At 49.6% G+C, this 22,756-nt stretch carries 23 protein-coding genes; 7 read left to right on the forward strand and 16 right to left on the reverse strand.

Annotated elements, in window-relative coordinates:
* Positions 1-27 precede the first annotated feature (27 nt).
* From M6D81_RS24615 to M6D81_RS24625, 3 genes are read right to left on the reverse strand one after another with little or no spacing between them, the layout of a single operon-like run.
* Entirely contained in the window at positions 28-2,757 is a 2,730-nt protein-coding gene (locus M6D81_RS24615) for a sensor histidine kinase (protein ID WP_262679824.1), read from the reverse strand.
* Positions 2,754-3,536, reverse strand: a complete 783-nt coding sequence (locus M6D81_RS24620) for a response regulator transcription factor (RefSeq protein WP_262679825.1) — start codon at positions 3,534-3,536, stop codon at positions 2,754-2,756. The genes M6D81_RS24615 and M6D81_RS24620 overlap by 4 nt, the downstream gene beginning before the upstream one ends.
* A gap of 13 nt (positions 3,537-3,549) precedes the next feature.
* Positions 3,550-4,629 carry a sialidase family protein gene (locus tag M6D81_RS24625; RefSeq protein WP_262679826.1) on the reverse strand — a complete coding sequence of 360 codons (1,080 nt, stop codon included), beginning with the start codon at positions 4,627-4,629 and terminating at the stop codon, positions 3,550-3,552.
* Between the two features lie 259 nt (positions 4,630-4,888).
* Between M6D81_RS24625 and M6D81_RS24630 the strand changes: the two genes are divergently transcribed.
* Positions 4,889-5,680 carry an AraC family transcriptional regulator gene (locus tag M6D81_RS24630; RefSeq protein WP_262679867.1) on the forward strand — a complete coding sequence of 264 codons (792 nt, stop codon included), beginning with the start codon at positions 4,889-4,891 and terminating at the stop codon, positions 5,678-5,680.
* Here M6D81_RS24630 and M6D81_RS24635 read toward each other — a convergent pair.
* From M6D81_RS24635 to M6D81_RS24655, 5 genes are all read right to left on the reverse strand, one after another.
* Complete coding sequence (locus M6D81_RS24635) at positions 5,659-6,627, reverse strand: D-2-hydroxyacid dehydrogenase (RefSeq protein WP_262679827.1); 969 nt, start codon at positions 6,625-6,627, stop codon at positions 5,659-5,661. The genes M6D81_RS24630 and M6D81_RS24635 overlap by 22 nt on opposite strands.
* A gap of 41 nt (positions 6,628-6,668) precedes the next feature.
* Complete coding sequence (locus M6D81_RS24640; RefSeq protein WP_262679828.1) at positions 6,669-7,415, reverse strand: RraA family protein; 747 nt, start codon at positions 7,413-7,415, stop codon at positions 6,669-6,671.
* A gap of 175 nt (positions 7,416-7,590) precedes the next feature.
* Positions 7,591-8,064, reverse strand: a complete 474-nt coding sequence (locus M6D81_RS24645; RefSeq protein ID WP_262679829.1) for a (2Fe-2S)-binding protein — start codon at positions 8,062-8,064, stop codon at positions 7,591-7,593.
* Positions 8,051-8,899: an FAD binding domain-containing protein gene (locus tag M6D81_RS24650; RefSeq protein ID WP_262679830.1), complete on the reverse strand. Its 849-nt coding sequence runs from the start codon at positions 8,897-8,899 to the stop codon at positions 8,051-8,053. Before M6D81_RS24650 ends, M6D81_RS24645 begins: the two co-directional genes overlap by 14 nt.
* The gene (locus M6D81_RS24655) at positions 8,896-11,220 is read right to left on the reverse strand and encodes a xanthine dehydrogenase family protein molybdopterin-binding subunit (RefSeq protein WP_262679831.1); all 2,325 of its coding nucleotides are present in this window, start codon (positions 11,218-11,220) and stop codon (positions 8,896-8,898) included. The genes M6D81_RS24650 and M6D81_RS24655 overlap by 4 nt, the downstream gene beginning before the upstream one ends.
* Before the next feature lie 161 nt (positions 11,221-11,381).
* Here M6D81_RS24655 and M6D81_RS24660 point away from each other — a divergent pair, with 161 nt between their 5' ends.
* Genes M6D81_RS24660 through M6D81_RS24675 form a run of 4 tightly spaced genes read left to right on the forward strand, consistent with a single transcriptional unit; the run spans position 11,382 to position 14,113 of the window.
* On the forward strand, positions 11,382-12,467 hold the full coding sequence (locus M6D81_RS24660) for an XdhC family protein (protein ID WP_262679832.1): 1,086 nt from the start codon (positions 11,382-11,384) through the stop codon (positions 12,465-12,467).
* Positions 12,394-13,050 carry a nucleotidyltransferase family protein gene (locus tag M6D81_RS24665; protein WP_262679833.1) on the forward strand — a complete coding sequence of 219 codons (657 nt, stop codon included), beginning with the start codon at positions 12,394-12,396 and terminating at the stop codon, positions 13,048-13,050. The genes M6D81_RS24660 and M6D81_RS24665 overlap by 74 nt, the downstream gene beginning before the upstream one ends.
* Positions 13,014-13,925 carry a YIEGIA family protein gene (locus tag M6D81_RS24670; RefSeq protein WP_262679834.1) on the forward strand — a complete coding sequence of 304 codons (912 nt, stop codon included), beginning with the start codon at positions 13,014-13,016 and terminating at the stop codon, positions 13,923-13,925. The genes M6D81_RS24665 and M6D81_RS24670 overlap by 37 nt, the downstream gene beginning before the upstream one ends.
* Positions 13,922-14,113, forward strand: a complete 192-nt coding sequence (locus M6D81_RS24675) for a capping complex subunit for YIEGIA (protein WP_262679835.1) — start codon at positions 13,922-13,924, stop codon at positions 14,111-14,113. Before M6D81_RS24670 ends, M6D81_RS24675 begins: the two co-directional genes overlap by 4 nt.
* 6 nt (positions 14,114-14,119) lie before the next feature.
* On the opposite strand, the gene M6D81_RS24680 is transcribed toward M6D81_RS24675, so the two are convergent.
* The 4 genes from M6D81_RS24680 to M6D81_RS24695 form a co-directional block, all read right to left on the reverse strand.
* A complete protein-coding gene (locus M6D81_RS24680; protein ID WP_262679836.1) occupies positions 14,120-14,929 on the reverse strand; it encodes an ABC transporter ATP-binding protein in 810 nt (269 codons plus the stop codon).
* Positions 14,930-15,042: 113 nt separating this feature from the next.
* Positions 15,043-15,540, reverse strand: coding sequence for a VOC family protein (locus M6D81_RS24685; protein ID WP_262679837.1), 498 nt, complete (start codon positions 15,538-15,540; stop codon positions 15,043-15,045).
* 73 nt (positions 15,541-15,613) lie between these two features.
* Entirely contained in the window at positions 15,614-16,069 is a 456-nt protein-coding gene (locus tag M6D81_RS24690; RefSeq protein ID WP_262679838.1) for a MarR family winged helix-turn-helix transcriptional regulator, read from the reverse strand.
* 88 nt (positions 16,070-16,157) lie between these two features.
* Positions 16,158-17,066: a LysR family transcriptional regulator gene (locus M6D81_RS24695; protein ID WP_262679839.1), complete on the reverse strand. Its 909-nt coding sequence runs from the start codon at positions 17,064-17,066 to the stop codon at positions 16,158-16,160.
* 126 nt (positions 17,067-17,192) lie between these two features.
* On the opposite strand from M6D81_RS24695, the gene M6D81_RS24700 reads away from it, so the two are divergent.
* The gene (locus M6D81_RS24700; protein ID WP_262679840.1) at positions 17,193-17,933 is read left to right on the forward strand and encodes an SDR family NAD(P)-dependent oxidoreductase; all 741 of its coding nucleotides are present in this window, start codon (positions 17,193-17,195) and stop codon (positions 17,931-17,933) included.
* On the opposite strand, the gene M6D81_RS24705 is transcribed toward M6D81_RS24700, so the two are convergent.
* From M6D81_RS24705 to M6D81_RS24715, 3 genes are all read right to left on the reverse strand, one after another.
* A complete protein-coding gene (locus M6D81_RS24705) occupies positions 17,835-18,806 on the reverse strand; it encodes a haloalkane dehalogenase (RefSeq protein ID WP_262679841.1) in 972 nt (323 codons plus the stop codon). The two genes, M6D81_RS24700 and M6D81_RS24705, sit on opposite strands and share 99 nt — an antisense overlap.
* Positions 18,799-19,269, reverse strand: a complete 471-nt coding sequence (locus M6D81_RS24710; RefSeq protein WP_262679842.1) for a MarR family winged helix-turn-helix transcriptional regulator — start codon at positions 19,267-19,269, stop codon at positions 18,799-18,801. Before M6D81_RS24710 ends, M6D81_RS24705 begins: the two co-directional genes overlap by 8 nt.
* Before the next feature lie 313 nt (positions 19,270-19,582).
* On the reverse strand, positions 19,583-19,690 hold the full coding sequence (locus M6D81_RS24715; RefSeq protein WP_262679843.1) for a putative holin-like toxin: 108 nt from the start codon (positions 19,688-19,690) through the stop codon (positions 19,583-19,585).
* Positions 19,691-19,935: 245 nt separating this feature from the next.
* On the opposite strand from M6D81_RS24715, the gene M6D81_RS24720 reads away from it, so the two are divergent.
* Positions 19,936-22,212 carry a preprotein translocase subunit SecA gene (locus tag M6D81_RS24720; RefSeq protein ID WP_262679844.1) on the forward strand — a complete coding sequence of 759 codons (2,277 nt, stop codon included), beginning with the start codon at positions 19,936-19,938 and terminating at the stop codon, positions 22,210-22,212.
* Positions 22,213-22,332: 120 nt separating this feature from the next.
* Here the strand turns inward: M6D81_RS24720 and M6D81_RS24725 are convergent, their stop codons facing one another.
* The gene (locus M6D81_RS24725) at positions 22,333-22,755 is read right to left on the reverse strand and encodes a VOC family protein (RefSeq protein ID WP_262679845.1); all 423 of its coding nucleotides are present in this window, start codon (positions 22,753-22,755) and stop codon (positions 22,333-22,335) included.
* Position 22,756: the final 1 nt, after the last annotated feature.

Genomic DNA, 22,756 nt, shown 5'->3' on the forward strand with positions numbered 1-22,756 from the left:
AATCCTCAGGGGTTCATAATACGATTTTCAGCTTTCTGAATACGCTTCCATTGCTCGAGCTTTATGGAGGGGCAGACGTAACGTCACAGTTGTTCCCGTGCCCCGACTTTCGATTCGCAGCCCGAACTCGGTTCCAAAATGAAGCTTGATTCTGCTGTTCACATTGTATAGACCGACTTTCCGTCTATCTCTCTTGTCCAACTGCAAACGAAGCTCCTCCAGCTTGCTCGGTTCGATGCCGGGGCCATTGTCGCGGACGGCGATCTCCAGGCAGTCGTTCCTTCTCCTGCAGCAGACCGTTATATGAACCTGGTTCAAGACGGGCAAGCAGTGCCGGATCGCATTCTCTATAATCGGCTGAAGAATCATTTTATTGACCGTGAAGGGATAGAGAGATAGATCCGTATCCCAATCGCAAATCAGTTTGGATTTATACCTGCAGCTCATAATTTTTACATAGGATTGCGCATAAGCGATCTCTTCTCCCAGCGTTGTCAGAGGGCTTTCCTTGCCCATGGCATACCTGAACAGCCGGCTCAGCAGGCCGATCGTATCAACCGCAAGCTCGCGCTCGCCATTCTCGACCATATACATAATATTTTCCAGCGTATTGTAGAGAAAGTGAGGCGTAATCTGAGCCTGAAGTGCTTCCATATGCAGTTCCTTCTTCTCGAATTCCAACACCAGCTTCTCTTGATGAGCGTCCAGTTTATTCTGCACCAGCTGGTGAATCCGTTCCATCATCGCATTAAATGAAATCCGAAGCTGATCGACTTCATCGATTGTATAGACTTTATCGACACCTAATTGTGCTACTCCATCCAGATCGATATTCCAATACCGATTATGCAAGGAGGCCAACGGCCTTACCAAATAATTAGACATGAAATAAGAAAACAGCAATGTCAGCAGAAATAAAACGACGAGCAAGTAAAAGTCATTGAGGAAGAGGCGAATGACCTGATCTTGTATAAGCGAGGCATCGTAACGAGCGACAAAATACCATGGCAAAGAAGAGATCTTCATAGCATAATAGACGCCATCGCCGTCCCTGAATATGCTTGCAGTCTCCCCATTCAGCCGGAAAGGAATTTCGGCCTTCTGTCCCGTCCTCTCCGCGTCCGGGTGAGACAATATAAGTCCGTTCCCGTCCATAATAAAAGCTTCTTTGCCGTTTCCCTTCAAATCGGCATACAAATTCGCGAAATATACGTTGTCTATGTCCGTCTTCAAGTAGCCGAGGGGTTGGGCATCCCGATTCAGATCGGCAATTCCGATCCCAAGGCTGATCGTGGATGATGCCGCGCCAGGCGGCAGCCAATAGAATAAATGCTTGCGATTTGTGCGCATTTGATCAAAAAACGCCGGATCGATCCGGGGCGAATATTTGACGCGGTTGCTGTAGATCAGCTTATTGTCCAACCCGTAGATGCCAAGCGCATCTTCGCTCAGCGTCGGGAAGCTGCTGTCGAAAATAAGCTGGTCCATATCTCGCTGCCGTTCGTTGTCAGGCTGGAACACATAGGATACGACGAAGGCGTCGTATGCCAATCGGGCCATTGCGGATTCTTTTTGTTCAGTGAACAGTTCGATCCGGTGGGATGTCTTGTCGAACCAAATCTTAAATGTATTTTCCAGCTCATGGCTAATTATTGTTGATGAATGGAAATAAAAAACCGTCACAAACAAAACGACGGGAAATAGAATGGTAAGTAGAAAATAGATAAAAAAACGGTCCCTCATTGTCAGGCTTCTGCGTTTGTCCCGCTCCTCCCCTGTCGGGTCCCATCTTGTATTCAGCGAACGATGCCGGTTGATCCATTTGACAAGACTGTGCAAAGGAGACATTGCTTTCTTGCTGATCAGTTGAGAGAGAGAAAAAGCCAGCATTGCGCTGACCCCAAGAGTGATAAAGGAATATAAAGCGAGGAAACGGAGCTGTTTCCGATGAAACCCGCTTTCCTCAACATGCAACGCAACGTGAATGCCGCCAAACCCGCTGTCGCGATAAAAAGGACCCCGCTCCATTGAATTCTCCGCAGCCTCGCTCCCTCTATACAACACTTCTTCATTGGCGTCAAACACTGACAACCATTCACCGTACGGAAGAATGTGCCGAAAGGCGTCGAAGTTCAGCTTCATCCTCAAGACGCCAAGCGTACCGCTCGGTCCCGTGATCGGACATATAAAGTAACTGGACTGGTTCCAGTCCTCTAAAAGCCGCTGCAGCGCTTCATCCTCAATATTCGCGAATTCCGGACCCAACGCTTCGTAAGTCCGGTTCCGGGCTACGAACTGAATCCCGCTCCCGAAAGACGATAAAGGCAACTGGTGACCTTGAAAATAATAAGAGGCATATTCCGTCTTCGAGCTATATTGGTCATTTTCCGTCCATATTGTAATGCTATCAATTAATTCGTTTCCTTTATTCAAATTGGATAAGGACGACTCCAGGTTTTGCGACAATACGACTTGCTCGTACGATGTCAGCTGCTTCTGGCGAAGTCTGTCCAAGGTATGAATCAACGTGGAAGTATTGCGCAAGCTGTCCATTGTCTGATAGATATCTTCAAATTGCTTGCGCACATCTTTTACGGTCTGATTCATTTGCATGGACTGCATCAAATCCGTTTTATCTTCCATATACCTTTCCGTCTTCCAATACAGCATGCATCCGACGCTTAACATGAGAGCGGTTACAATTACAAGTGAAAAAAGCATTAAAAACCGGTTCAGCTTTATTTTTTTCCGTTTCATTCGCGGCCCTCTCTGCATGTGTAGACCAAACCACCCGCCTCCCTGTAGGTTTGTGGCGTTACGCCGCACAGACGTTTGAACATTTTATTGTAGTATGAGAAATTCCCGAAACCGACAAGAAGTGAAATTTCGAAAACTTTATGATCGGTATGAAGCAGCAACTTTTTCGATTCGTTAATTCTTACTTCATTCAAATAGTCGATGAAATTTTTCCCCGTCTCCCGCTTGAAGACGGAACTGAAATAATTCGCGTTGACGTACAATCGTTCGGAAACATCCTTCAACCTGATTTGCTCGAAATAGTGATCCGCAATGTATTGCTTGGCGCGTGCGACATAAACATTGCGGTTGTCAGAACCGCTCATTTCATGATGAAAGAAAGGAGGGGGTATCTGCCCCTCCTCTTTCTGAATGTCCTTGGCAATGCTTTGGAACAATTCCAGGAATTCATCTCGTATAATAGGCTTGAGCAAATATCCCTTCACTCCGAAACGAATCGCTTCCTTGGCATAATGAAAATCATCGTAGGCGCTCATTAGCGCAACCTTCACTTCGGGAAACTCACTTCTCAGCCGTTGAGCCAGTTCCAAGCCCGTCATATTCGGCATCAATATATCGGTCAATACGACATCGGGAGAGCAAGCGCGTATCCGATCCAGAGCCGCTTCGCCATTCGATACGCATTCTATCACTTCGAAATCCATCTCTTTCCACGGCATATTATTCTTGACTCTCTCGAGAATAAATTCTTCATCGTCAGCAATCAAAACTTTGAACATAGAATCCCCTCTGTCATTCAATCTCAATCAAGTTGTTCCTGTCTATTACAGCCACGTTCAAGTTCATGCCGTTCCTCTTGAAAGGTGGGTCTCCCGATTCATAGAATGCGGGGTCTTCTACTTGCATATACGTAATGACAGCTTTTCCCGCTCTTGTGAACATGCAATTCAAATTAGTAAATTCATAAGGGCCTTCCGCGATATTGCCTATCTTGGACCATGTTGCACCGCCATCCTCGGACACCGCCGCGCTTAAAGGCGTCCTCCGCCCAAAGTGATGCTTGTCCGGTTGATACATACTGTCGTTCCATAATAGAAGAAGGGCATTCGTACCGGGAATTGCCCGCAGGCACGTACACGATTCGGGAGACTTCAAGCCGCTTGACTGAGGCGGACTCCAGCTGTTTCCTCCGTCGTGCGATAAACTTATAAACACGGACCCCAGCTGGGATCGCAGCGACATCACAAGCCACCCGTCCGTTCGCTCGGCAACAGATGCCTCCATCGCGCCCCTCATGGGAAGATCGACGGTATCTTTCGAACGCGTCCACGTTGCCCCCTGATCATCGCTGAAGTAGCAGCCCACTGTATTATGCTGGTCTCCCTGATGACCGCTGCCGAAATGGTACGGAAGCAACAAGCGGCCACCGGATAACACATTCATATGATTGGCCCCGCCCTGCAGCCATTGGCCATTCGTGCGTGTCCATATGTGCGACCGAAACTCCCAGAATTCTCCTCCGTCACGCGAGACATATACCTCCATCGTTGAGCTGGAGCCGCCCGAATGACCTCTAAGGCAATGAAGCAGCAGCTCTCCGCTTGGAAGCCGGCACAGTCCGGGCGCTTGTACATTATGGTCTTCCGGGTGATTATCGATCAGCATTCTCTCACGTTCCCAGGTCATTCCGCCATCATAGGACGATTTGGCATAGATACGGCATAAATCGAAATCGCTTCCAACCAATCCGTCGTATTTATGCCACACAGCCAATAACGCACCGTCTTCCAATTCTACGACCGAGGCCGTATCATTTCTGGGATTATTCGCTGAAGCTGCTGCAATCGTCGCGTATTCTACCGTGGCAAGCATGCTTTTGTCCCCCTCGTATAGTATGATAACTATCATTTTAAGAAAATAACAGGGAATCCTATAACAGAATCGTCAGATGTTCATAATACAATTCTCGTGAAATCATAATAAGAAGCTTTACATGGTTGTACGCAGACAGTATGATGTACGAGAATAATAACAGGACATTCAGGAGGACATCCGCATGTACCCGGAATACTTGTTTGAATATCCCAATATGAGCTCCAGTCTTCCCATATACGTGAAACGCAAACGCCAAATGAAAACTCCTGCACACCGCCATGACTTTGTCGAACTAACCTTGGTTGTATCTGGTAAAGGAATGGAAACCATAAACGGGGAAGCTCATGAAATGCTGCCGGGCACATTCGTATTACTGCTTCCTTATCAAGTCCATGAAATCGTATCCCATCCGAACCATCCGCTAGATCTATATATTTGCAATTTCTCATTGGACCTGTTGTCTGAACTGGACGACAAGGAATGGGGTCTGCACGAATATGTGCTAAGAAACCGCATGTCCGAGCAGAGAGCGTTCGTCCAGCTTAAAGGTTCCCGGTTCGAAGAGATCCGGCAGTGCTTCTCGGAGCTTCTCCACGAGTATGACAACGATCATCCTTTCAAATCAATGGTGCTGAAAGCACATCTAATGAGAGCTATTGCCCAATATGCGCGGAGCAATCTGTCCCAATGGCCTTCTTCCTCCGAGCGAAGCTTGAAGGGCGCGACGAATGCCCGCAGTATCTGGTCTATCATTCATTACATCCATAAGCATTATCAAGACAAACTTACGCTTGTCAGCTTGTCTGAACAATTCCGACTCCCCCCGTCGACGCTTAGCGAAATGTTCATTCAGCAATACGGCATTCACTTCACGGATTTTCTCCATGAGCTGCGGGTTCGGCATGCTTGTGCCTTATTGCGCGCGACGGACATGCCCATTGCCGACGTGGCCGAGGAGTCGGGATTCGGGTCTTATTCCAGCTTTGTTCGCGTATTCCACAAGACCAAAGGCTTATCGCCCAAGGATTACCGGGGATGCACCACATGAACAGGTTTCCCTTGCAAAAATTGAATCAGATGATGTACCGTCGTATCCATCAGACGTCCTCTGGCCTCTTTGGTTGCCCAAGCCATATGCGGTGTGATGATGCAATGCTTGGCTGAGAGCAATGGATGATCCGGAGAAGGCGGCTCAGACGACAAGACATCCAAAGCCGCCCCCGCTATCCAGTCATTGTTAAGCGCATAAGCCAAATCCTCTTCATTCACAAGTTTCCCACGCGCTGTATTAATAAGAAAAGCGCTGCGTTTCATGCTCAACAAGGAATCCTTATTCATAAAACCTTCATTACTCGCCGTAAGCGGACAATGGAGGCTGATCACATCCGAGCATTGAAGCAATTCATCCATTTCCACCCATTTCAGGTGGGGTATGCCGACATCATGACGGCTATGGCCAGAACGGTTCAATGCCGCGATATTCATACCGAGCGCACTCGCAATGCGTGCCGCTTGCAAGCCAATTCGTCCTGCTCCCACCACGCCAAATGTTTTACCCGTCAGTTCAAGTAAGGGATAGTTCCAATAACTCCAATCCTGACTAATCGCCCAATCCCCTTGGCGTACGGAGTCAGCGTGGCGGCCAATCTGATGACAGAGCTCCAGCATTAGCGCGATTGTATACTGCGCTACGGAATCCGTACTATAGGCTGGAATATTCGTCACGATCACGCCTTGCCGGGATGCCGCATCAACGTCAATTACGTCATATCCCGTAGCAAGCACGCCGATATACATTAATTCGGGAAGTTGGCTAAGCGTTTCTGCATGCAAGGGTGTTTTGTTCGTCAACAAAATCTGCGCGCCTTGAGCCCGCTCTACAATTTGATCCTGGGACGTCCGTTCATAGACAGTTAGTTCACCCAACTTCTCCAATTCTCCCCAGCTAAGATCTCCGGGATTAACCGTATAGCCATCCAACACGACAATCTTCATCCGGTGTCCTCCCTTGAGACATTCAAGAGCAGCTTCCCCCATTACCATTCCCCTGTCGTGTCAAACGTCTGCTTCATATTTCTTCCAAATTGACGACCGGCCTCATCTATCCTCGACAGCAATTCTTCGGCAGTCTTGCCCATTACATTTCTTGCTGCAGGAATAACCGTACTGCACTCATTGCCATCCATATATATAGATGCCTCAAGCAGTTGAGCTTCGTCTTCCTCAGGTATGACTAGAAATCCGTGCTTATCGGCATGGATCAATTGCTCAGGCTTCACTCTGCAGCCGAACACTTCCACTTCAATTCCCCAGCGAACCGGTGTACTGAAGCCATGTCCGACGCAAGTTCTGCGGGCTAGCGCCTTGAATCCTGCATTGTTCATTTCATCTATATCACGAATCGCACCGTCTGTTATCGTTCCTACACATCCTAGCGCACGGTGAATGTTGCTATTCACTTCCCCCCAGAACGCTCCGATTACATCCGGTTTATCCAAATCCTGAACAACAACGATTTTCGGTCCCGGTATGCCGGCAACATATTGGCGATATTCGCTCCATGCATTAGCATTTTGTCGGGGGTGGTCTGGATTGCTGGGTTCAAATTGCACCGTTACTGCATAACCTGCCATCGGTCCCATATGAGGCATATAGTCTCTTGTTTCTTCCAAATTGAATCCCTGAGTAATATCATGCTTGGTAATAGCCTCCCAACCATTATAGATCGTAGGCGTATTCCACCTTTTCAACATCATCAGCTCGGAATAGGATAATCTCGCCATATTGTTCATACCTCCTGCTTATCAACTTGCTTTGATTGTACAGGTTTCATGAACAGCATATCTTTCAATTTTTAATCAAAACCTCTCATTTATTCGAATCGTACGGTTGCATTAAGCCTTCGGCCAAGCGGCTTCCAGCTGAATACCTTTTCAAATTGTAAAGTACTGAGTGAAACTACAGCTGCAATGAGGTCCGGGCGACAGCCAGAGCCGCCTTTACGGCCTCCTCTATTTCCTTATATCCGGTACATCTGCAAATGTTCGATTCCAGCCATTCCGTGATCGTCTTGTCAGTCGCGTGAGGGTATTGCCGGATCAAAGCTTGGGCATTCATGATGAAGCCGGGAGTGCAATATCCGCATTGGAAAGCGAATTTATCCACAAACTGAGTCTGAAGTGCCGTATATGTCAGCCCTTCCACCGTTGTAATCCTGGCGCCCTCGGCTTCAACAGCCAGCATCAAGCACGATTTCATCGGGTTCCCGTCCACGTCAATCGTGCACGCCCCGCAATCTCCATTCAAGCAGCCGGGCTTGGCCCCGGTCAATCCCAGCTTGTCCCGGAGCACATATAATAACGTATCGGCATTCCTTACAGTCAATGCTCGGGCTTCCCCGTTAATGCCCAAAGTAATTTCAGCTATGTTCATGTCCTTCCCCCTCCAGTGCCTCCAAGGCATCTAGCAGCGTGTTCTTCAATACAAAAACACGGTATTCCGGAGAGCCTTCCACATCGCTCGAGATGGGCTCGGGCAAATGGCGAATGGCCTGCTCAATTCGCGCTGTCGGGTGCCGCCGGCGGTCGTTCAAAATTTCCTCCAACGATTCGCTACGAAATGGGAACGGACAAAGGCCGCTGATTGCCACACGGAACTTTTCATCCTTTTTAACTGCTGCTACTGTAATCAATGGATATCCGATATCCCATTGTCTGCGTTTTTTCCTGGTGTAGTAAGGCAGCTCCAGATCGTCCGACTTTACATGCAGCTGAACAAGGAGCTCCCCTTCCTCCAATTGCGGGCGCCTGTCGAAAATCGAATGCAGAGGTACGCTCCTCTTCCCGGATCTGCTTGCAATAACGACCTCCGTGTCCGAGATCAAGAGCGGAAGAACGGCTTCCCGATAATAAATATGTCCGCATAGATTGCCGCCCAGTGTAATCTTATTTCGGGCTGTATGATCGGATATTTCGCCAATGGTTTGACCCAGCAGCGGAAATAAGCCGGACTCCCGAATTTTCGCAAGCGGGAGGGCCGCCCCCATGATCAGCCGACCATGCTCCAGTTGCAATGTCTTGCATTCCGCTATGCCTTTAATGTCGATCACGGCATCCGCATGGACCTCGTTCACTCTTCCCAGAGTGATGAGCTCGGTTCCTCCGGCGTAATAGTAAGGACGTATCCCCTTCTTCCGCAAAGAATGATACAGCAGGACGGCTTCCTCGGCAGACCAGACTTTATAATATGAGAAATCGAAAGGAATCATAGCGCACCTCCCTCATTCTTCGTTCTCCAGATCAGCTCTGGAACAAGCGGCAGTTGATTCAAGTGAAGGCCGGCGGCGGTCGACAACGCATTGGCGAGTGCCGCCGGCATACCGATCAAGCCATGCTCTCCGATCCCGCGGGCGCCGTAAGGCGCATCGATATGAGGCGTCTCCACAAATTCCACGATGTACTCCGGATGCTCGCCGTAACGTGGCGTGACATAAGTACGCAGCTGCGGATTCAGCACCTTGCCTTGCCCGTCGAAGATGAATGTCTCCCGTCCCGCGAAGCCAAGCCCCATGCTCATGGCGCCGATTACCTGACCAAGCGCCGCTTTGTAGTTCAATACCTTGCCGATATCGATCACAGCGTAAGCCTTGAGAAGTTTATAGGTCAGATCCCTTGTATCGAACTCCAGCTCTATTCCTTGTGCCCCTACCGTCCATTCCGGCCCCGGCTTGCCCGCTCCGGTCTCCATATCCAGCTTCGTCATATGTCTGAACATGAAGTTGCCTTTGGCCATAATTTGCCCTCCGATCGCGTTGCCATTGGGGTACTTATACCCGTAGGCAATATCGGAAATCAGACAATAATTCGTTGGATCATCACGGACGTACACCTTGCCGTAACCGACTTCCAGCTCATCGGATGAACAGACCAACATTCGTGATGCGATGTCTTTCAACTGACGGATGAGATCGTCTGCTGCCTGTTGAACCGCTCTCCCCGCCATATAGGTGCCTCTGCTGGCCACCGTCTTCCAGTGCTCCGGCATCGTTTGCGTATTCACATCCATGCGAACATGAATCTGACTCACGTCCATTTTCATCTTTTCCGCGAGAATCTGGGCCAGCACGGTCTTGGTACCCGTTCCGATCTCGACCAGCCCCGACATCAGATTCAGACTGCCGTCCCGATTATAGGTCAAGATGACACCGGAGCTGGCGCTTGTATCGATCGTTGAGGTCTTCCATATACACGCGATGCCTTTGGCGCGCACCTTCCGGCTATTGACTGCAATAAGCCTTCCTTCGTCCCACGTCATCAGTGTCTTCAGCTTCTCTATGCATTGGGACAAGTTCCCCACATTGCTGGTATTCAGAGAAGCCTGTGTCGGCGTCGTATGGCCCGGAAGAATAGCGTTCATCTCCCGAAGCTCAAGCGGGTCAATGCCCAGCTTATCTGCAAGTCTATCCATCGTTCGTTCGAATGCGAACAATACCTCGGAATGGCTGAATCCCCTATAGGCAGTAGCATAGGGATGATTGGTATAGACACAGAGCGAATCGCACCAGACGTTCTCGATGTGGTAAGGCCCTGTACAGGATACGGCGGCGGCACGGGTGAGCGTTGCCCCCTTATCCGCATACGCTCCGGAATCAATCAAGTACATCAGCTCCGCAGCTTTTAAAGCACCCTCTTTCGTGCATCCCAGCTTTACGGTCGCCTCAAGTCCGATATGTACGGGAGAGGTGATCATGTCTTCTTCCCGTTCATGAAATACTTTAACCGGTCTTCCTCCTACTGCCTTGGAGGCTAAGTAAGCGACGATCTCCAGCTGCGCGGACACTTTGCCGCCGTAACCTCCGCCTACGAGCGGGGTGGAGACAATGATTTTCCCGACGTCAAGTTTGAAGTATCGGCTGATTAACTTCTTGATCATATACGGAGCCTGAGATGAGGTTGCGATGTGTATATAGCCGTCCGGACGCATTTCGGCGGTTGCACAACGAGTTTCCATAGCAGCATGATCGGAGGGCCCGAACGAAAAGCTTGCCTCGACGGTCACTTCGCTTTCCTTCCAGCCCAGCTCCATGTCGCCTTTGCGTATCCTGACCCGATCCGCAATATTGGTATTCGGTTCCGGGATGACGTGCTCGTTTTTCTCATACTTCGCCAGTTTCTCGTGAACGAGCGGAGCGCTCATGCAGATGGCTTCGGAAGGGGAATTGACGACAGACAACGGCTCGTATTCGACTTTGATAAGCCCTGCGGCCCGTTTCGCCAAGTGTGCGCTGTCCGCTACAACAATCGCCACAGCTTCGCCATGGTAGCGAACCTTCTCGTAAGCGAGAGGAGGGCGATCGTGGATTTCTTCCCCGGTAAGCGGGAATTCCGGCCGGCCCGTTACGACGGCTCGAACACCAGGGACACTTAACGCCTCCGCGGTGTCGATCGCCTTGATTCTGGCATGCGCATACGGACTAACGACCAGCTTCGCATGAAGCATGCCAGGCGTCGTGTAATCGTCTGTATATTTTGCTGTTCCGGTAACCTTCTCCAAGGCTTCTTTTCTGTATGTGCTGTTTCCAATCGTCATTTCGCCGAATTCCTCTTTTTTTTGAAATAAATGATGCCCTAACGACCAATCGTAATGGGTATTATATCCATATGACTTTAACACTACTCGCCCCTGAACTGGATTAGTTTTCTAAAAAATGGATAGATTATGAGCGATGCCGTTTTAAAGCGAGGTGTGCTGTGGGAAATTTGTACGAAGTGTTGGATGCGCTATTGGATACGAACGGACAGAAGCTGCTGACGACGATTATTAAGGTGGAAGGCTCGGCCTATCGCAAAGAAGGAACGATGATGCTCTTGAAGGACAACGGTGAACGGGTAGGGTTATTAAGCGGCGGATGTCTGGAAGCTGACCTTGCGGAAAGGGCGCCTCTGGTGTGGGAGGAAGGATGCTCTCGAACCGTCGTTTATGATATGAGTGCCGAGGATGATTTGTCCTGGGGACAAGGAAATGGCTGCAACGGCACCGTACATGTGCTGCTGGAGCCTGTACAGACCGGGTTCATGGAACATCTGGAGCTTGCAAGGCGCATGCTTGACCAAGGAATGCCATTGCTTCATATCAAGAAGCTGTCCGAACGACGGAGCGTCACGGATTATTTGTTCTATGCCGGACAAGCCCTATGGTTCGGCCGTTGGAGCGGTGAGCTCCCGCAGGACTTGGACCGGCTGTTCACAACCCGAAGGGCCGGCTTGAGGCAGCTTCAACACTCGTCGGATTGGATCTACACCCAGATTTTCACACCTAAGCCTCGTCTCCTCATATTCGGAGCAGGCCCGGATGCCAAGCCGCTAGTTCGCTTTGCCGCCGAAGCCGGCTATCGTGTGGTCGTTGCCGATTGGCGCCCTTCACTGTGCAATCGCACGCACTTTCCGGAGGCACAGGAATTGCTGCTCGGCTTGCCAGCGACGATCGCATCCGACTTCCCCCTCACGAAGCGTGATTCTGTCGTCGTGATGACGCATCATTTTCAGAAGGATCAACAGATTGTCCATGCCTTGCTGTCCAACAAGCTGCAGTACGTGGGCATCTTAGGGTCAAGAGCGCGGACCGAACGGCTTTACGGCGGGAGAGTTCCGGACTGGGTACAATCCCCCGCCGGCTTGCCCATCGGAGCCGAAGGCCCCGAAGAGATTGCGGTCAGCATCCTTGCCGGGGTCATTCAAGCCGCTCGTCTAGGAGGAGATGGGAATGATCTGGGGGATATATCTGGCAGCAGGCGAAAGCAAGCGAATGGGGCGCCCCAAGCTCAGTATGCCTATTAACGGCCATCCGCTCGGCGGCATCGCCTTGCATGCGGCAATGACATCGACGCTGGATGGCGTCATCGTCGTATCTCGGATGGAGGACTCGCTGGACTGGATGTCTGAGGACGTGCGGGACAGCCCCGAGTTTCAGAAAAAATGGATTCACGCCCCATGCGAAGCGGCTTGCCTCGGCATGTCCGAGTCGTTAAAAACAGGATTGCGAACCGCGCAGAGCCGGCAAGCGAATGCCGTTATGGTGCTTCTGGCGGACCAGCCATATGTTACTGCAAAAATGATTGACGATTACGTCAGCGCCTATAAGCATGAGAAAAAAGCATTTATCGCTTCCAGCCATCAGGGAATAACTCGTCCGCCGGTGCTGTTTGACGCATGCATGTTTCCCCATCTTCACCAGTTGCATGGAGACGAGGGGGCACGGAGGATTCTGCAGATGCATGAAAAGGAGAAGGGCATGATGGTCGCTTGGCAGGACAAGCGCTATTTTATCGATATCGATACACCGGGTGATTACGAACGCTTGCTTGGTGAAGAGGAGGACGAGGGATGGAAAGCAACGATATTCTTTCCGCACAGTATTTAGTCATGATCGTTACGGCATCGGTGGCCGGTCTGCTGGCGCGGGCTCTGACCATTAAACAGGACTACAGACAGTATCCCAGCCATCCGAACGGATATTTGATTCATTTTGTGACGGGAGCTTTGGCCGCGGCATTAGGAGCTTTTATCGTTCCTACCTTGATGACCAAAAACTTTGTGGCGGTCACTTTCCTTTCACTGGCCATTCAGCAATTCCGTGAGGTGAGGAAAACCGAAAGAGACAGCTTGAAGGATCTGGAAGGCAGCGAGTATACAACACGTGGCGACTCTTACATCGATGGAATTGCCAAAACGTTCGAGGCGCGGAACTACTTTGCACTGCTCGTCGCATTTGCGGTGAGTTTGACCATGCAGATTCTGCAGCTTCCCGATTGGATTGAAATTGCCGCGGGCCTCCTGGTCGGACTGCTGTTATTCGTCCTTCTTCGTCGGTTCACGAGAGGCAAAAGCGTGGAGGACATCGCGAACATAACGCAGGGAAGCATTGAAATTAAAGGCTCCGAGCTTTATGTGGACGGGATGCTGGTTACCAACGCCGCCGGAGAAGAAGAAGCGAAGCAATTTTTCACGGAGGAAGGCATCGCTGCGGTCATTCATCCCCATAAGCCCCAGCTTCGCATTGTTCTGGAACATTTCGGCCAGCGTCAGGCTATGTTATTTGAAGTCACCAGAGCGATAGGAAAGAAACGATATTGCTTTCAGAATTTGATGGAAGGCAAGGTCATTATCGCACTGGTTCCCATCATTCATAACTTTGAACTGATGAGAGAGACGTTATTGAACACGCCCTTGCTTGAAACCGTGAAAAAAACGCACAGATTATTAGATGCGAACGCAACGGGGGAGACAAACAAGTGAACAAAGACAATCATGGCATACTCGCCTATGTAACGACCGATCGAAGCCGGTACTTGGGAGGTCAGCCGCTCGCACTGCTGGTTAGGGACGACGCAGAAATGCTGGAGCTTGCAACAACAGTAGCGAAAGCCTTCGGGGCGGACATCGTACAATTTCAGTCAGGAGACTGCATAGTCATAAAAAAATAGTCCAACTTATGAACGAACGCCCAGCAGCATGACAGCCGTCACCCCCAGCGCGAACAAGGCAACCGTCATATTCCAGGGGACGAAGCGAAGCATCCAGGCTCTTCTCCCCTTCAGGAACACGGCGCGCATGGAGCGGTAGAAGCGATTCATGACATAAGGAACATGTCCATTCGCCTGCACATCCTCTATTCCGGCAATTCGCTCTTCGATCAAGCTGAACAGTGAGGCGCTCGCTTCACGATATTGCTTGGAAGACTGAACGCCTACATTGCGAATAATCATCATAACCAGCACGGACAGCAGTGTGAACACCGTCATTACAACGGCGATTGGCACATTGACGGTATACATGAACCCAAGAATGCCGGCCAGCAGCACGAAGCTTCCAATCACTTGCACGATAAACATGGCGAAGAAATTGGAGATGCTTGTCACGTCTCCGTCGATCCGTTCAATCATCTCGCCCGGCGTCCTCCGGTTGTGGAATCGCATATCCAGCCGCAGACAATGCTTCAGCAAATCGCCCCGAAGCCGATTCGTCGTTCGCCAGGACACATCGCTGCCCAAGTAAGTAACCGCAACTCCCAGCAATTGATTGCAGACAGCGAGGATAAGGAATAGAGTCGCCAGCTCCAGCAATTCAGCCATCCCCCCGCTCCCCGCCGCCGCATCAATAAAGCGTTGAATGACTTGGGGATTGATCAGTTGCAGACTCGTCGATCCGAGCAGCAAGATCAGGAGCAGGATGATCCGCCTTTTAACCGGCTTCAAGTAACGCAGCAGCCATATCATGGATATTTTATGTTGATCAGTCATGACGGCCTCCTCTTTCCCACAGACAATAATGATTAGTCTATCTGATAGGCAGAGGTTCCGCCAGCTAAAAAACGGTTATAATAATATCCTTGCTTACATCTGAAAAAGACCGTTCACCTGCGAGTTGTCTTCGTCCAGGCGGCTTCCAACTGAATCCCATTATTATCGATAAAAATAAAATTGCGTATTTTGCCCTGATCGTAGATATCCGTCATCGCAATCCCGAAACTGCTCAATTTATCGCGAAGAGCCAAACCCTCCTTTTCTGATGAGAGAGCAAAAGCGATATGTTGAAGCGACCCGGGTACAAATCGATACAAATCTTCCGACTCCGGCTTTTCCGCCAAACGTCTCAATGCATCGGCGCTTTGATAGATTTCGGCATCCCGGTACTCGAAAAAATGGATTCCCCATGATTCCGTATTGCCTGGTTTCACAAAGCAGTGCCTGCCGCGTTGCGAGGTTGCCGGATACACCGATGATGCTTGCATGCCAAGCACATTCTCATAAAAGTGAAGGGTTGCGTCCAGGTTCGGTGTAACTAACGCCACATGATGAAAGCCAGACCAACCAAAACTTTCTGATGGCACTTTCTTACCTTGTTCATTCACGATTTATACCACTCCTTCATTTTGAATGAATTGCACATAATTAGAATTCTAACTATATGAGTGAAATTGAATATCACTCCTTTGCGAACAAACTGACCATTTTGACCATGAGCGCTTTTAAGGTTTCGAATTCGTCCGCCGTCATTCCCTCTTTAATCCGCTCTTCTACAACAGTTGTGAAGTGCTGAGTCTCTTCTGCCAGTTTCAAGCCCTCGTCCGTCAAATAAATGAGTTTGTAACGCCCATCCTTGGGATGGTCCTTACGAATAATTAATCCCTTGTTCGCCAGTCCGTTCAGCAAGCTGGTCACGCTTGGCCGTTCAATCATTAGAATTGGCTCTAATTGAGACGGCGATATTCCCGGAAGATGCTTTATAACGCTCAACGCACTCCACTGCGTATGCGTTAAGCCTAGAGGCCGCAATAATTCCTCTACTTCTCTGCGAAGCGTAATATAGCCCGTTTTGATCAGCCGGCCAATCGGCCCCTTATCCCACTGCCAGTCCTCATGCTCTAGCTCCTTCATCATATCGACCCCCAATAATTCGAATTCTAATTATATTATATCCTGTAATTGTAAATTGTAAAGTCCCGCTTTGTCTCTTGCTATTTTCAAACTATTTTTTGCTTGAAACGGATTGCTCACTCAGATGCAGCTTGAGGTATTGATAAAGCTTTTGACCGGCCAATTGCAGCGGATATGCAGATGCTTTGCACAGGAGCCCGAAAATCATGTATATCATGCTCCCGTGAAGAGGCCGTATAGTTGTTCCCGTAGATACTGGCTCCGATATAATCTTCGGGACAAGTGCAATGCCTAACCCTTCCGCGACATAAAATTTCAAAGCCGTCATGCTCCCTATCTCCATCGTGTCGATGGATGCGTTCCCTGTCTCCTGCATCATGACCTCCAGCTTCCTTCGATACGGACAAGCTGCTGAGGTGATGAGTAGACGATGCCCTCGAAAATCCTCCATTGAAAGTTCCGACTTCAGCGCTAACGGATGGGATACAGGCAATACGGCGACGAACTGTTCCTGGAATAACGGTTCAAAATAAAACTCCCTACCCAAATCGGGTGCCGAGCAGAGTGAGAAATCAAGCTCGCCTCCGAGGATTCGATCGCTTAACGCCTGAGTATTCGCAAACTCCACGGAAATGCGGATATTCGGATATTTGGACATAAACCCCTGCAAAATGCCTGGCAACCGATAACTCCCTGTCGGCTCCGTGACGCCTACGCGGACATGCCCCGATTCCCCTAATTGCAGATTCGACAAGCTTGTTTGTACTTGCTCCATACTCTTTACAATTTGCAAGCTTTGGTCATGCAACAGCCTTCCCGCTTCCGTTAGCTGAAATTCCTTCCCTTTCCCGCGCTCGATCAACTGAACACCCAATTCCGATTCAAGCTTTTGTATTTGCATCGTAACGGTGGATTGCACATAGTTCATTTCTTGAGCCGCACGGACAAAACTGCCATATTTAACGATTGTGTGGAACGTCTTTAACGTCTTAAGATCCATCGCACGCCACCTCAATGTAATTCAAAATATTTGAATGAGTTATTCACTTAATTCAATTATACAAATACAGTTGGAGGATTTACAATTAAAAAAGAGCAAAATACGATATTAAGGAGTGTGTCCAATATGATGGTGAGTAACAAAGTAGTTCTTGTTACAGGCGGCGGCACAGGAATCGGCAAGGCGACAAGTCTCTTGCTGGCCAAGCGAGGGGCCACTGTTGTCGTCAATTATTCCCGTTCTCAATCCGATGCGGAAGAAACTGTTCAACGAATCAACAGTGAGGGTGGGCATGCTGTAGCCGTCAAAGGGGACGTATCCCGTGATGAGGAAATCCAGGGCATCGTCGAAACGATCGTGCAGCAATTCGGGACCGTAGATTTGCTCGTCAATAACGCCAGCATCACCAGCCATATTCCGATGGACAATCTGGAGGCAGTAACGTCTGGAGTATGGAATGAATTGTTCGATGTGAATGTGAAGGGCATGTTCAACTGTGCGCGAGCTGTCGCCCCTTACATGAAGAAGAATAAACAGGGAGCCATCGTCAATCTTGGCAGTATTGCCGGACTAACCGGAGTAGGCTCTTCTCTTCCCTATGCCGTATCGAAAGCGGCGGTCCACGGCCTGACAAAATCGCTGGCACGAGCATTAGCGCCCTATATTCGAGTCAACTGTATCGTGCCGGGAGCCGTCGAGACAAGGTGGTGGGCAGGAAGAGAAGAACAAATGCAGCGATTAGCTCCGAACCTTCCTCTGCAGCGCATATCAACGCCTGAAGATATCGCCTCCATGATCTGCGCGACCTTGGAGCAGGAAGCGATGACGGGGCAAATCATTACGGTGGACAGCGGTCAAACGCTGTAGGTGGAAACTCAGCCATGCGGCAATAGCTTCGCCTACTTCATCGGGTGCGTCTTCTTGAGGATAGTGACGGCCTGGCACGGTAACTTCGGTCTGCGATGGCCATGTACGGCAATAATCGATGTGCGATGGCGGCAATAAGCCTGGTTCGCATTTGATGAATAACTTGGGTACGTCGCTTTGTGCCAGCCATTCTCCATACGCAGTGACAATCTCTGCAACATCAGCCGGATCTCCGTCGAAGGGAAGCTGACGGGCCCAACTGAGCATAGGACGGCGACTTTCGCCCGGCTCCAGGAACGGCCGCCGGTATTGTGTCATCTCTTCATCCGTCAGCTTGCGCAATATATTAACCGGCAGGTTGAACTCGATAAATGAATTTCCCTCTAGCACCATGTCCTCTCCCTTCGGCGTCCGAAGCGATTGGAAGATGCTGCGCCCTTTCTCCGGCATTTCACTCCAACTGCGGGGCTTAATAATGGCCTCCATGTGAATGATGCCTGTGACAGCGGCGGGATGGCGCATACTCCAGTCGAAGCCTAGTACCGATCCCCAGTCATGAACTACGAAGGTGACACACTCACTTACCCCTAACTGATCGAGCAGCTCATCGACAAAGAGACGGTGCTGGGCGAATGTATACGATTGAGGGCCGCTATCCGGAAGCTTTGCGGAATCACCCATTCCAATAAGATCGGGAGCAATGCAGCGGCCAAACTTCCGGGCATAAGGAATAATATTACGCCAGAGATAAGAGGATGACGGATTCCCGTGCAGGAAGACGATCGGATCTCCGCTTCCTTCATCCACATAGGCCATCTCTAATCCAGAAACTTGCATTCTTTTTTTCTCGTAGGGGAACGCCGCGTTAATCATCTTGCATCTCCTCCTGCTCTGTCAGATTGCGAAGCACAATTTTCAGCAAGCCTACGAACAAGCCATACTCTTCATCGGTAATACCTTTCCTCGTTTTATTTTTAACGCGGGCCAGCGCTTCTTGTACCTTAGGTACCACCTCGTGTCCCCGCTCCGTCAAAAAGAGCAGATGATAGCGATTATCGGCGGGATCGGCTTCCCTTCGTACGTAACCTTCCGCTTCCAATTTGGTAATCGCTTTGGCTGTAGTCGTTTTGTCGATGAGCAGTTTTTTGCTTAGCTCCTTTTGAGTAATGGGTTGTTGATTCGCAATTGCTATCAGAAAAGTATACTGTCCGCTTCCGATTCTATAAGGTGCCAACTCCGCTGAGATCAATACTTGCATGTGTCGGTAAATGGCTGAGATGTATTGTCCATGTGATTCCTCTGCACTATTGTCATTCTGCCTCCAATGCTCGTTCACACTTTCCCTCCTTCAAATAGAATGTTATTGCAACTAATTTTAAGATACAACAAATAGGATGTTATTGCAACTATGTAAGAAATGATCGTGTCATCCATATCCAGCAAAATTGCTTTTGGCTGAATCGTCCGCACTAGTATCACACTCCATTTCACTTAATTTCTGTTTGCATGAATAAACTAACGCCGTTATAATAAAACTAAAGAAGGAGCCGTGCGCCAACACGACTCCGACAGCACAGTAGACCGCTTCAAAGGCGGTCGGCTTTGGTAATTTAGTCGAAAATAGACCGATCACCTTGCTACGGGGCGGTCTATTTTTGTTGGATAATTAATGCAATGATGGCAACAATCAGCGTCAGCAGCGCAATAATTAGCGCACCAAAACCAATCATCAACGTCAAAGCGTCTTTAACCTCCATGGGCATCCCTCCCTTCCTTAGAGAGGTAGCCGACCGCCCTTGCAAGCCGTTCTATGTGCTTGTCTAATTATAGCATAATTTGTAAGAAGCATAGTCAAGAAATTCGCACTTCAATGGGATCATCGCTGTACAAAATCCAATCGTTTCTGCCAGTTTCTGCTGATAAAGACAATTACATTTCCTCACTAATCTATTCATGACCTTTATAAAACTGCGTATTTTTACCGAGGGGAGATCAAATTGCTATGAATATAGCCGACAAGTTGTTGCAAAAACTCAAAAACCGCGAAATCCGGAATACGCTGAAGGTCTATCAGGACAAGGTGGAGCTCATCAGGAAACGGAATTGGGAGGCATGTAATGATGGGCAACTTCAAGCGGAATCCCTCCGGCTGCAAAAAGAAGCACAATCGGGTACGCCTTTGGACGAGCTGCTTGTCGACGCTTATGCGTTAGTCTGCGAGGCGGCGAAGAGAACGCTGGGATTACAGCCATACGATGTCCAGATCATGGCTGCCCTCGCTTTGCATGATGGGAAGTTGATCGAGCAGTATACAGGCGAAGGAAAAACGCTCTCTGCAGTTATGCCTGCATATCTAAATGCGCTAACCGGGGAAGGCGTTCATGTGCTGACTTTCAACGATTATTTGGCAAGTCGAGATGCGGAGTGGATGGGCCCAATCTATCGTTCCCTCGGATTAACGGTAAATTCGGTTCAAGCGGGCATGAGCCTGTCCGAGAAACGGGAAGCCTATGCCGCAGATATAACCTACGTCACAGCCAAAGAGGCGGGATTCGATTATTTGCGCGATACGATCGCACTGAACGAAGCCGATACCGTGCATCGTTCTTTCCACTACGTCATCGTCGACGAAGCGGATTCACTGCTTCTCGACGAAGCGCGGGTCCCGTTAGTTATCGCCGGCGAGTCGGACTCTTCCAGCAGCGACGGCATTCATCTCGCAGAAGTGGTTCGGCAGCTCACGCCCATTGAACATTACGACTTCGACGAGTCCAAGCGGAACGTTTACTTGAATGAAGCGGGCTCTGCAAAGGTGGAATCGCTGCTTGGATGCGGCAATTTGTTCGAAAGTCATAACGGTCCTCTGTTATCTGCATTAAATTGTGCGCTGCATGTAGAATCGTTATTGAAGAAAGACGTGGATTACATCGTCCGGAACGGGAGAATCGAGCTGATCGACGAATATACCGGACGCGTGGCGGAGAACAGGCATTTGCCGGACGGGCTGCAAGCCGCGCTTACGGCCAAAGAAGGGCTGCCGTCCGAATCCGGCGGTAAAATTCTTGGAACGATCACCCTTCAGCACTTCCTTAGCCTATACCCGAAGGCTTGCGGAATGACAGCTACCGCGCATGCTTCCGCAATCGAATTTGAAGAGATCTATGAGCTGCAGGTCGTGCAAATTCCGTCGAACCGGCAAAACATCCGAATCGACCATCCGCTCCGGATTTATACCCATAAAGCGGCCAAGCTTAAGGCACTTGTCCAAGAAATCTCGTCTGTCCATGCAACGGGCCGTCCGATTCTTATCGGTACGTCAAGCGTCGAGGAGTCTGACATGCTGGCGGAGGCGCTAGCCGTTGCCGATGTGCCTTGCCATGTACTGAATGCGAAGAATGACGCAGAAGAAGCCGGGATCATCGCCAAAGCGGGAGAAATCGGCGCCGTAACGGTGTCTACCAATATGGCGGGACGCGGCGTCGACATCCGGCTCGGCGGCGGCAATCCCACGCAAGCAGAAGCCGTCGCCAAGCTGGGCGGTTTATACGTAATTGGCACACATGTGAACGAAAGCGTGCGGATCGACGACCAGCTGCGCGGGCGCGCCGGCCGCCAAGGCGACCCGGGAGCTTCCGTTTTTTTCGTAAGCTTGGAGGACGAGTTGATGCTTCAGTTCGGCATTGACAGATGGGTTCGCGGTCTTAGACAAGATGAGGAGCTTCAAGAGCCAGCGCTCCACAGCAAAATCTCGCATATTCAGCGGGTTGCGATGGCCCAAAACTACCATATCCGCCAGGAGTTGAACTGTTATTCGGATATGGTAGAGGATCAGAGGCGAATTCTATATGAGGAGCGTCTTGCCATATTGAAAGGCGGGAAGTCGATGAGTCCTTCGGAGCAACGGGTACGACTATTTTATATCGATCAGTTCTGGGCTGACCATCTGGCATACGCTTCTTACATTCGCGAAGGCATCCACTTGGAGAGCCTCGCCAGCCGCAATCCGATCGACGAATTCCATGTGCAGATTACCGAAGCATACGATCAAATTCCAGCTAAAATAAATAATGAGTCGGCGAATATGCTTGAAAGGCTCGCAGGCTCGAATGATCCGTCAAAGTGGGAAAAGCTCGGTCTGAAGAGTCCCGCTTCCACTCGGACTTATATTATCAGCGATCAATACATCCAAAATAAGCGCAGCTCATGGAACCCAGCGACGATGATGGCTTATTATCTTCGCGGCATTTTGAGGCCGATATTCAAATTGTCCAAATTTTGATACAGCGTATGCAAGTGTTGATTCCATGTTGACCTCGAGCCACGAAGAATGCATCGCCAAGGCGTACAAGCCGCATGGCGATGCATTTATAGAATAAATACTGCTACCGCGCTATCGTTTTTAGTGTTCCATCTCCGTATAAATTTGAAAGGTCACGCCGAATTTATCCGTTACATCGCCAAATCCTGGGCTGAAAGATTCCTCTTTGAACGGCATATTGACTTGACCGTCTTGCCGCAAGGCTTCATAAATTCGTCTTGATTGTTCTACGTCGTTCGATGTAATGCAAATAGTTACCTGTTTCCCGCTTTTAATAGGCGATCCGCCTGGAGAATCCGATAACATGAGTTCCGTTTCACCGACTTTCAATTTGGCGTGCGCAATAAGACTACTCAAATCGTCAGTGAACGTATTGGGCATGTCCGGCATTTCACCGTAAGTAGCAATGGAGAGGATTTCTGCACCGATGGCTTGTTCATAAAACGCAATTGCTTCCTTTACACGTCCCTCCAAAGTAATATAAGGGGTAAGTTTTACCGTCATA

Origin of the sequence: Paenibacillus sp. J5C2022 (assembly GCF_025567625.1) — a bacterium.
In the GTDB taxonomy this organism is placed as follows: domain Bacteria; phylum Bacillota; class Bacilli; order Paenibacillales; family Paenibacillaceae; genus Pristimantibacillus.

Coding starts and splice junctions, on each gene's coding strand:
- M6D81_RS24615 (WP_262679824.1), bottom strand. CDS start 2,757: ATGAAACGGAAAAAAATAAAGCTGAACCGGTTTTTAATGCTTTTTTCA.
- M6D81_RS24620 (WP_262679825.1), bottom strand. CDS start 3,536: ATGTTCAAAGTTTTGATTGCTGACGATGAAGAATTTATTCTCGAGAGA.
- M6D81_RS24625 (WP_262679826.1), bottom strand. CDS start 4,629: ATGCTTGCCACGGTAGAATACGCGACGATTGCAGCAGCTTCAGCGAAT.
- M6D81_RS24630 (WP_262679867.1), top strand. CDS start 4,889: ATGAAAACTCCTGCACACCGCCATGACTTTGTCGAACTAACCTTGGTT.
- M6D81_RS24635 (WP_262679827.1), bottom strand. CDS start 6,627: ATGAAGATTGTCGTGTTGGATGGCTATACGGTTAATCCCGGAGATCTT.
- M6D81_RS24640 (WP_262679828.1), bottom strand. CDS start 7,415: ATGGCGAGATTATCCTATTCCGAGCTGATGATGTTGAAAAGGTGGAAT.
- M6D81_RS24645 (WP_262679829.1), bottom strand. CDS start 8,064: ATGAACATAGCTGAAATTACTTTGGGCATTAACGGGGAAGCCCGAGCA.
- M6D81_RS24650 (WP_262679830.1), bottom strand. CDS start 8,899: ATGATTCCTTTCGATTTCTCATATTATAAAGTCTGGTCTGCCGAGGAA.
- M6D81_RS24655 (WP_262679831.1), bottom strand. CDS start 11,220: ATGACGATTGGAAACAGCACATACAGAAAAGAAGCCTTGGAGAAGGTT.
- M6D81_RS24665 (WP_262679833.1), top strand. CDS start 12,394: ATGATCTGGGGGATATATCTGGCAGCAGGCGAAAGCAAGCGAATGGGG.
- M6D81_RS24670 (WP_262679834.1), top strand. CDS start 13,014: ATGGAAAGCAACGATATTCTTTCCGCACAGTATTTAGTCATGATCGTT.
- M6D81_RS24680 (WP_262679836.1), bottom strand. CDS start 14,929: ATGACTGATCAACATAAAATATCCATGATATGGCTGCTGCGTTACTTG.
- M6D81_RS24690 (WP_262679838.1), bottom strand. CDS start 16,069: ATGATGAAGGAGCTAGAGCATGAGGACTGGCAGTGGGATAAGGGGCCG.
- M6D81_RS24695 (WP_262679839.1), bottom strand. CDS start 17,066: ATGGATCTTAAGACGTTAAAGACGTTCCACACAATCGTTAAATATGGC.
- M6D81_RS24700 (WP_262679840.1), top strand. CDS start 17,193: ATGATGGTGAGTAACAAAGTAGTTCTTGTTACAGGCGGCGGCACAGGA.
- M6D81_RS24705 (WP_262679841.1), bottom strand. CDS start 18,806: ATGATTAACGCGGCGTTCCCCTACGAGAAAAAAAGAATGCAAGTTTCT.
- M6D81_RS24715 (WP_262679843.1), bottom strand. CDS start 19,690: ATGGAGGTTAAAGACGCTTTGACGTTGATGATTGGTTTTGGTGCGCTA.
- M6D81_RS24720 (WP_262679844.1), top strand. CDS start 19,936: ATGAATATAGCCGACAAGTTGTTGCAAAAACTCAAAAACCGCGAAATC.
- M6D81_RS24725 (WP_262679845.1), bottom strand. CDS start 22,755: ATGACGGTAAAACTTACCCCTTATATTACTTTGGAGGGACGTGTAAAG.